The organism is Streptomyces aureus (assembly GCF_001418135.1).
Lineage (GTDB): Bacteria > Actinomycetota > Actinomycetes > Streptomycetales > Streptomycetaceae > Streptomyces > Streptomyces aureus_A.
The window spans coordinates 56081-64584 of sequence record NZ_LIPQ01000042.1 but is presented as its reverse complement, the minus strand read 5'-3'; the positions used below and the strand labels follow the sequence as shown (position 1 = coordinate 64584).

The 8504-nt window shown below is 70.6% G+C and carries 8 protein-coding genes; 4 read left to right on the top strand and 4 right to left on the bottom strand.

The window, feature by feature from the left end:
* Positions 1-103: 103 nt before the first annotated feature.
* Genes AOK00_RS05155 through AOK00_RS05140 form a run of 4 tightly spaced genes read right to left on the bottom strand, consistent with a single transcriptional unit; the run spans position 104 to position 3669 of the window.
* Complete coding sequence (locus tag AOK00_RS05155; protein WP_055599115.1) at positions 104-823, bottom strand: ABC transporter permease; 720 nt, start codon at positions 821-823, stop codon at positions 104-106.
* A 14-nt stretch (positions 824-837) separates the two neighbouring features.
* On the bottom strand, positions 838-1749 hold the full coding sequence (locus AOK00_RS05150; protein ID WP_055599114.1) for an ABC transporter ATP-binding protein: 912 nt from the start codon (positions 1747-1749) through the stop codon (positions 838-840).
* A 49-nt stretch (positions 1750-1798) separates the two neighbouring features.
* The gene (locus tag AOK00_RS05145; protein WP_055599113.1) at positions 1799-2710 is read right to left on the bottom strand and encodes an ABC transporter permease; all 912 of its coding nucleotides are present in this window, start codon (positions 2708-2710) and stop codon (positions 1799-1801) included.
* Entirely contained in the window at positions 2707-3669 is a 963-nt protein-coding gene (locus AOK00_RS05140) for an ABC transporter ATP-binding protein (protein ID WP_055599126.1), read from the bottom strand. The genes AOK00_RS05145 and AOK00_RS05140 overlap by 4 nt, the downstream gene beginning before the upstream one ends.
* A gap of 285 nt (positions 3670-3954) precedes the next feature.
* Between AOK00_RS05140 and AOK00_RS05135 the strand changes: the two genes are divergently transcribed.
* The 4 genes from AOK00_RS05135 to AOK00_RS05120 all read left to right on the top strand — a co-directional run bounded on the left by AOK00_RS05135 (position 3955) and on the right by AOK00_RS05120 (position 8380).
* A complete protein-coding gene (locus AOK00_RS05135; protein ID WP_173861506.1) occupies positions 3955-4788 on the top strand; it encodes a M24 family metallopeptidase in 834 nt (277 codons plus the stop codon).
* The gene (locus tag AOK00_RS05130; RefSeq protein ID WP_055599111.1) at positions 4788-6581 is read left to right on the top strand and encodes an SDR family oxidoreductase; all 1794 of its coding nucleotides are present in this window, start codon (positions 4788-4790) and stop codon (positions 6579-6581) included. Before AOK00_RS05135 ends, AOK00_RS05130 begins: the two co-directional genes overlap by 1 nt.
* A gap of 156 nt (positions 6582-6737) precedes the next feature.
* Complete coding sequence (locus AOK00_RS05125; RefSeq protein ID WP_055599125.1) at positions 6738-7676, top strand: MerR family transcriptional regulator; 939 nt, start codon at positions 6738-6740, stop codon at positions 7674-7676.
* A gap of 131 nt (positions 7677-7807) precedes the next feature.
* Positions 7808-8380: an RNA 2'-phosphotransferase gene (locus tag AOK00_RS05120; protein WP_055599110.1), complete on the top strand. Its 573-nt coding sequence runs from the start codon at positions 7808-7810 to the stop codon at positions 8378-8380.
* The last annotated feature ends 124 nt before the right edge of the window (positions 8381-8504 follow it).

The following is an 8504-nucleotide window of genomic DNA, read 5'->3' as shown; positions in this document are numbered from 1 at the left end:
GGACCGGACGGTGTGACGGGAGGGGGGTTGCGGTGCGGCTCCGGGGTGGGGCTCCCGGGGTGGGGCGCCCGGCCTCGGAGCCGTACCGCTTCCGTGTCCTCTTCTACTCCTCGCCCGCCAGCTTCAGCGTGCGGAGCTTGAAGCCGGCGAACCAGGTCGCCACGATCGTGACCGCGGACAGGAGCACGACCGCGGTGGTGAGGCCGACCTCCGAGGTGATCAGGCCGTCACCGGTGACCTTCTCGGCGAGGGCGAGCGCCCACTGCTGGACGCTCAGGGTGCGCGCTCCCTCGATCAGGGAGCCGAACAGGGCCTCCCACACCAGGGCGTAGACCAGGCCGATGACCACCGCGTGGCGGCTGATCGTGCCCAGCAGCAGGAACAGCGCGCTGTACGCGATGGAGGCCACGAGCGCCGCCACCGTGTACGCCACGGCCACCTGCTGGCCGTTGCCATTGAGGATGAAGCCGGCGATGAACGTCGGCACCGCCGAGAAGACCATCGTCACCGCGATCGCGACGATCAGCTTCGTGAAGATGATCGCGGACCGCTTCACCGGCTTGGACAGCAGGTAGACGATCGAGCCGTCGTCGATCTCGGGTCCGATCGCGCCCGTACCGGCGATCACACCGATCAGCGGGACCATCGTGGCCAGCGCGAAGCCACCGAGGACGTCGGCCGCGACCTGGTCGTCCGCGCCGTTGAAGGCGCGCACCGCCGCGGCGATGAGCAGCAGCATGCCGGGCAGCAGGAAGAGGATCAGGGCCCGGCGGCGGCCGAGGAGGGCCCGGTAGGTGAGCCGGGCGACTGTGGGGTTGTACATCGGTCAGGCTCCTTTCAGGCCGCGACGAGGTAGGAGAAGACGGATTCGAGGGACTCGTCCGAGGGCGAGACCGTCAGCAGACGGATCCCCCGCTCGCGCGCGACCTTCGGCAGCAGCTCGGTGAACCGCCCGAAGTCCACCGCCTGGATGCGCAGTCCGCCCTCCACGTGGTCGACCTCGATGCCGGCCGTGGACGGGTCGGCGATCAGCGCCGCGGCGAGCGCCCGGTCGTCGCTGGAGCGGACCAGGTAGCGGTGTGGCCGGTCCGTCATCAGCCGGCGGATCTTGCGGAAGTCGCCGGAGGCCGCGTGGCGCCCGGCCACGATCACCTCGATGTGGGAGGCGAGCTGCTCGACCTCCTCCAGGATGTGCGAGGAAAACAGCACCGTGCGGCCGTCCGCGCCCATCTGCCGCAGCAGGTCCATCAGCTGCATGCGCTGGCGCGGGTCCATGCCGTTGAACGGCTCGTCGAGCAGCAGGACCGACGGGTTGTGCACGAGGGCCGAGGCCATCTTCACGCGCTGCCGCATGCCCTTGCTGTACGTGGAGATCTTGCGGTCCTGCGCGTACTCCATCTCGACCGTGGCCAGCGCCTGCTGGGCCTCCTCGGCGCCGAGGCCCTGCAGTTCCGCGTTCGCCACGACGAACTCGCGGCCGGTGAGGAAGTCGTACATCGCCTCCCGCTCGGGCACGACGCCGATCTCGCGGTAGACCGACTCGTTCCCCCAGATCGTCTGCCCGTCGAGGGTGACGCTTCCGGTGGAGGGGTCGAGGAAGCCGCCCATCATGTTGATCAGGGTGGACTTTCCCGCGCCGTTCGGCCCGAGGAGGCCGGTGACACCCGGGCCCACGGTCATCGTGACGTCGTTCACGGCCACGACGTTTCCGAACCAGCGGGACACGTGGTCGATGGAGAGGATGCTCATGGGCGCAGCCCATTCCTTAGAGGGGTGGTGGCGGGCGACGGGAGGGCTGTCACAGCCCGACCTTTCGGTAGCGGCGCATCAGGATGCCGTACGAGCCGGCGACGAGCGCGAGGACGACCAGCAGATAGACCGCGCCGACACCGGCGCCCGGCCCTTCGCCTCCGGGGAAGGAGGAGGGCGCGCCGAGGAAGGCGGTCTGCACGCCGTCGATGAGGGTGATCGGCGAGAACAGGCCGAGCCAGGGGATGGCACCGAGGTTGTCCGTGCCGTACGCGATGCCCTGGAGCGTCGAGACCGCCCCGTACGAGATCGTCAGCACACCGATCACGGCGGCGACACCGAAGCCGCGGCGCGGCGTCAGCGCCGCCATGACCAGCCCGACGCCGCCGAACAGCAGCGAGAGCAGGGCCACGGAGACCAGTCCCTGGCCGAACATCTGCGTCTGGGTGCCGAAGTCCATCTTGGCCAGCAGGGAGCCGATCCAGAGGATGACGAGGGGGACCGCGGTCAGCAGGAAGAGCGCCGAGGCCATCGCGCCGAACTTGGCGAGCACGTAGTCCGCGCGCTCGATCGGCCGGGAGAAGTACAGCGGTACGGTCCGGAAGCGGAGGTCTCGGGAGACCGACTGCGGCGCCTGGGAGGCCAGGTAGATGCCGATGACGACCTGGAGGAAGATCGCGTACTGCGTGTACTCGATCGACAGCTTGGACTGCTTGGTGACGACCGCGACCGCGACGATGATCAGCGCGGGTACGCACATCACGCCGAAGAGCAGCATCGGCAGCACCTTCGACTTGGCGCTGCGGCCCAGGCCGTACGCGCCGCGCAGGGACTGCGAGAACAGCGACCTGCGCGCGTACGCCCGGCCGAGACGCGGGCCGTCGTAGGAGCGGTAGCCGATGTTGTGGATGCGGGTCGTGTCGGGAGCGGCCTGGGAGGGCTGCGGGATCTGGGTGCTCATCGGGCCGGCACCTCCTCGTGCTGGGACGCCTCGGGGCGGAAGACCTCGGCGATGTGGTGGCGGCGCTGCTCCATGCGGACGAGACCGAGGCCGAGGTCGGCGACGGTGTCCCGCACGAGGTCGTACGTCTCCTCGCCCGCGGCCTCCAGGAGAAGGATGTGGCCGGCGCCGGGCAGGCCCTCCTCCACGCCCGCGTGGAGCGTGACACCCGCGGCGGTGAGCGCGGCGCGGAGGGCCGCCGTGCCGTCGGTGTGGACGTCGGAGTCGGTGACCTCGACGGCGAGCGTCGTCGTCGTCCGGGTGAAGTCGCTCGTGGAGCTGGAGCGGAGGAGGCGGCCGCCGTCGATGACGACGACGTGGTCGCAGGTGCGCTCCAGCTCGCCGAGGAGGTGCGAGGTGACGAGGACGGAGATGCCGAAGTCGGTCCAGACCCGGCGGATCAGTCCCAGCATCTCGTCCCGGCCGACCGGGTCCAGACCGTTCGTCGGCTCGTCCAGGAGGACCAGCTTCGGGTCGTGGACCAGGGCCTGGGCGAGCTTCACGCGCTGCTTCATGCCGGTCGAGTAGCCGCCCATCGGGCGGTACCGCTCCTCGTACAGACCGACGTGCCGCAGGGTGTCCGCGGTCCGCTCACGGGCGGCGGTCGCGGGCAGCCCGGACATCCGCGCCATGTGGACGACGAACTCGGTGGCCGAGACGTCCGGCGGGAGGCAGTCGTGCTCGGGCATGTAGCCCACGCGCTCACGGATCTCCGCGCCGTGCGTCCGGACGTCCATGCCGAGGACCTGGGCGGTGCCCTCCGTGGCGGGGGAGAGGCCGAGCAGAATTTTGATCATGGTGGACTTGCCGGCTCCGTTGGCACCCACGAGTCCGGTCACACCGGGTCCGATGTCCAGGGAGAGCCGGTCAAGAGCGGTCACCCGGGGGAACCGCTTGCTGAGGCTTTCGGTCGCGATCACAGTCACGCCTTCGACGGTAGTGGCCTGCGCCACAGCGGTCGTCAGACCAGCGGCTCGATCCTTCTCCGACCAGAGGAGTACAAGCCAGTAGGGGAGCTCGCGACGAAAGTCTTTTTCCACAGGCTCGTGCCCGCTCACGGCGCGAGGGGACGACCGCTTTTCCACAGGGCGCCGTCCGACCCCTTGACGCAGCCGCCGGGCATTGTCACATTCATCGGTGTCAAGTTACGGACGCGTAGCGCAGTCGGGCGCTCACACGGGACGGCGGGTGGCATGGCCTCAGCGATGACAGGCGAACTCTCCGCGGAGCTGCGGGGGTTCAGGGAAGTACAGCGGCTCTCCTACGAGTGCGCGGAGGCCGTCGCGGCTCAGCTCAAGCCGGGGGTGACCGAGCGCGAGGCCGCGCGGATGCAGCGCGAGTGGCTGTACGAGCGGGGGGTGCGGGACTGGTTCCACCGGCCGTTCGCCTGGTTCGGGGACCGCACCGCCTTCGTCGACTTCAAGATCCCGCTGCAGTTCTTCCCGACGAACCGGCGTCTCGAGGCGGGGATGCCGTTCATCCTCGACATGGCCCCGGTGTTCAAGGGGTACACGGCCGACATCGGCTACAGCGGCTGCCTGGGTCTCAACCCCCTGCACGACAAGCTGCTGGCCGATCTCCAGGACCACCGCGAGCTGATCCTGCGCGAGGTGCGCGAGCGCCGCACGCTCCGCGAGATCTACCAGGACGTGGACCGGCTCATGGTCCGCCAGGGGTACGCGAACCGGCACCGGGCCTATCCCTTCGGCGTCATCGCCCACAAGATCGACCGGGTGAGGGAGCGCCGCTGGTCGCCGACCGTCTTCGGCTTCGGCACCCAGGCGCTCAAGGGCCTCGCGAGCGACGCCCTGCACGGGCACCGGGACGGCTGGTCGCCGCTCTGGTCGCCGTACACGTTCTCCGACCACCCGCCGCAGCCCGGCCTGTGGGCGGTCGAGCCGCACCTCGGATTCCGGGGGACGGGCGCGAAGTTCGAGGAGATCCTGGTCGTCACCGACTCCAGGGATCCCGAGCAGAGCGCGTTCTGGCTGGACGACGATCTGCCGCACGTGCGGCGCTGGAACGAAGGGGCGGTCTGATGGCAGGGTTCGACGGAGCGCGGGAGCGCTGGGTCCGTACGGGCGGGATCGAGCTGTGTGTCGCCGAACTCGGCGAAGAGGGCCGGCCCACCGTGCTGCTCGTGCACGGCTACCCGGACTCCAAGGAGGTGTGGACGGAGGTCGCCGCCCGGCTCGCCGAGGACTTCCACGTCGTCCTCTACGACATCCGCGGCCACGGCCGCTCGACCGCGCCGGCACCGCTGCGCGGCGGCTTCACCCTGGAGAAGCTGACGGACGACTTCCTCGCCGTCGCCGACGCCGTCAGCCCCGACCGGCCGGTCCACCTCGTCGGCCACGACTGGGGCTCGGTGCAGTCCTGGGAGTTCGTGACCGTCCCGCGCACCGAGGGCCGGATCGCCTCCTTCACCTCCATGTCGGGGCCTTCCCTCGACCACTTCGGGCACTGGATCAAGCGGCGGATGACCCGGCCCACCCCGCGACGGGTCGGCCAGCTCCTCGGCCAGGGCGCCAAGTCCTGGTACGTGTACATGCTGCACACGCCCGTGCTGCCGGAGCTCGCCTGGCGCGGCCCGCTCGGCAAGCGCTGGCCGAAGATCCTGGAGCGCGTCGAGAAGGTCCCCGCCGGTGACTACCCGACACCCTCGCTGCCGAGCGACGCCGCGCACGGCGCCTGGCTCTACCGGGACAACGTCCGGGCCCGTCTCGGCCGGCCGCGCCCCGACGCGTACGCCCACGCCCCCGTGCAGCTGATCACGCCGACCGGCGACGCCTTCCTCTCCGAGCGTCTCTACGACGACCTGGGCGACTGGGTTCCGGACCTGACCCGGCGCACGCTGCTGGCGAAGCACTGGGTGCCGCGCACCCGGCCCGACCAGCTGTCCGCCTGGATCGGCGAGTTCGTCCGGACCCACGAGGAACCGGCGACCCGGGCACCCGAGCCGGTCGCGGCGACGGTGGCGAAGAGCGGGGTCAGGCCGGCCTACGCGGAGCGGTTCGGCGGCCAGCTGGTCCTGGTGACCGGGGCGGCCAGCGGTATCGGACGGGCCACCGCCTTCGCGTTCGCGGAGGCCGGGGCCCGGGTCGTCGCTGTCGACCGGGACAGCGAGGGCGCGGCCCGCACGGCCGAGATGGCCCGGCTGATCGGCGCCCCGGAGGCGTGGGGCGAGACCGTGGACGTCGCCGACGAACAGGCGATGGAGAAGCTCGCCGCCAAGGTGGCGGGCGAGTACGGAATCGTCGACGTCCTCGTCAACAACGCGGGCATCGGGCTCACCGGCTCCTTCTTCGACACGACCAGCGAGGAGTGGAAGAGGGTCCTCGACGTCAATCTGTGGGGCGTGATCCACGGATCCCGGGTCTTCGGCGCGCAGATGACGGCGCGCGGCCAGGGCGGCCACATCGTCAACACCGCGTCCGCCGCGGCGTTCCAGCCCTCCCGCGCCCTGCCCGCGTACAGCACGTCGAAGGCGGCGGTGCTGATGCTCAGCGAGTGCCTGCGCGCCGAGCTGGCCGACCAGGGCATCGGGGTGTCCGCGATATGCCCCGGCATCGTCAACACCAACATCACGGCGACCGCGCGGTTCGCGGGAGTCACCGACGAGGCGGAGGAGAAGCGGCGCCAGCGGAAGGCGTCCCGGCTGTACGGCCTGCGGAACTTCCCGCCGGAGAAGGTCGCGGACGCGATCCTGGGGGCGGTCCTGCACAACCGCGCGGTCGTTCCGGTGACGCCCGAGGCACGGGGCGCGCACTTCCTGTCCCGGTTCAGCCCGGGGACGCTGCGGGCCTTCGCGCGGTGGCAGCCGCCGGCCTAGGCCCTGACGTCGAAATCCCGTCGTCGCCCGAAGGGCGGGTCGGACGGGAGTTCGACCACAGGGCGAGGGCGGGCCGGCGCGGCGGTCGTACGATCGATCCCCTGCAGGAGGGGCCCCGCGGTGGCGGGGTGGAGCGAGCGGTCGGTGGGAGCGGGTTTGTCCGAGCAGTCAGCACAGCCGGAGTACCGGATCGAGGATCTCGCCCATCACAGCGGGGCCACGGTCCGGACGATCCGCGCCTACCAGGACCGCGGGCTGCTGCCCCGCCCGGAGCGACGGGGCAGGTCGAACGTGTACGGGGACGCGCACCTCGCGCGGCTCCGGCAGATCGCCGACCTCCTCGACCGGGGCTACACCCTGGCCTCGATCAAGGAACTTCTGGAGGCCTGGGACACCGGCCGGGGACTCGGCGGGGTGCTCGGTCTGGTCGCGGAGGTGCACGGCCCGTGGACGGACGAGGAGGCGGACCGGATCTCCCGTGCGGAGCTCGACGCCCGCTTCGGCGGCACGCCGGACGAGGCGGCCATTCTGGAGGCCGTCGAGCTCGGCGTACTGGAGCCGCTTCCGGACCGGGAGGCGGAGGAGTACCTCGTACCGAGCCCCCAGGAGCTCGCCGTGGCCGCCGAGTTGTACGCGGCGGGGGTTCCGCTCGCGGCAATCACCGGGCATCTGAGGGAACTTCGGGACCAGGTGGAGCACATAGCCTCCCGTTTCCTGGAGTTCACGACCGAGCACGTCTTCGCGCGCTATCTGGAGCACCGGCCGCCCACGGACGCGGACGCGCACGAGGCGGCGACGATGGTCCGGCGCCTCCGGCCGCTTGCCCAGCAGACCGTGGACGCCGAACTGGCCAGGGCGATGCAGCTGTTGGCCACCCGGCATCTGCAGCTCCATCTCTCTCCGGACGCGCCTCCGGCGAAGGACGACGAGCCGCGGCCGGTGGCGCTGCCGGCCGCGACCGTGCGGGCCGTTCAGAGTCTGGTGGGGCCGGAAGGGGTCGCGGCCTTCGTCGCGGCCGCCGCCGAACGAGAGGTCCACAAAAGGACATTGGACACTCTCGCCTCAAATCACCACATGGGAGGTGAAGTTACTTAATCCACCTGGAAATTAAGGTGCGTTGTCCACAGAATCGCCAACTAGCTTGTGGATAACTCAGTTTGGCTGTGGATCAAACCTGTGTACCAAAATCAATGGCCCGGCGATCCGAGCTCCGCCATCCTGGCGGAATGACCCGAGAACAGCCCCGGCCACAACCGCCGGACGAGCGCCGCACGGTGAGAATCTCGAAGTACCTCTCGAAGCATCTGCGCCACCAGCCCGAGCGCATCGGCCTCGTCCTCGACCCCCAGGGCTGGACGGAGATCGACGCGCTGCTCGAAGCGCTCGCCCGGAACAACTTCCCGATCACCCGCGCGGAACTCGACCACGTCGTCGCGAGCAACGACAAGAAGCGCTTCGCCGTCGAGGGCACCCGCATCCGCGCCAGCCAGGGCCACACCGTCGAGGTGGACCTCGACCTGCCGCCCGCGGAACCGCCCGCGTACCTCTACCACGGTACGGTCGCCGCGGTGCTTCCCGCGATCCGGGCGGAGGGGCTGCGTCCCATGGCCCGCCACCACGTCCACCTCTCCCCCGACCGGGAGACCGCGACCCGGGTCGGCGCACGCCGCGGCCGGCCGGTCGTGATCGCCGTCGACGCCGACGCCATGCACCGGGCCGGACACGTCTTCCGCGTCAGCGCCAACGGGGTCTGGCTCGCGGACGCCGTCCCGCCGGAGTTCCTCCGCTTCCCCGGCTGAGACCGGCCCGTGGCGAAGACCGGTCCGTGGCGGGAGTCGGTCGTGGCGGGAGTCGGCCCGTGGCGGGAGTCGGCCCGTGGCTGAGACCGCTCCACTGCCGGGACCGATCGATCCGCTGCTGCGA

What these genes read in the sequence shown, in the direction of transcription:
- AOK00_RS05155 (WP_055599115.1), bottom strand. Translation starts at nt 823, where the DNA reads ATGTACAACCCCACAGTCGCCCGGCTCACCTACCGGGCCCTCCTCGGC.
- AOK00_RS05150 (WP_055599114.1), bottom strand. Translation starts at nt 1,749, where the DNA reads ATGAGCATCCTCTCCATCGACCACGTGTCCCGCTGGTTCGGAAACGTC.
- AOK00_RS05145 (WP_055599113.1), bottom strand. Translation starts at nt 2,710, where the DNA reads ATGAGCACCCAGATCCCGCAGCCCTCCCAGGCCGCTCCCGACACGACC.
- AOK00_RS05135 (WP_173861506.1), top strand. Translation starts at nt 3,955, where the DNA reads ATGACAGGCGAACTCTCCGCGGAGCTGCGGGGGTTCAGGGAAGTACAG.
- AOK00_RS05130 (WP_055599111.1), top strand. Translation starts at nt 4,788, where the DNA reads ATGGCAGGGTTCGACGGAGCGCGGGAGCGCTGGGTCCGTACGGGCGGG.
- AOK00_RS05120 (WP_055599110.1), top strand. Translation starts at nt 7,808, where the DNA reads ATGACCCGAGAACAGCCCCGGCCACAACCGCCGGACGAGCGCCGCACG.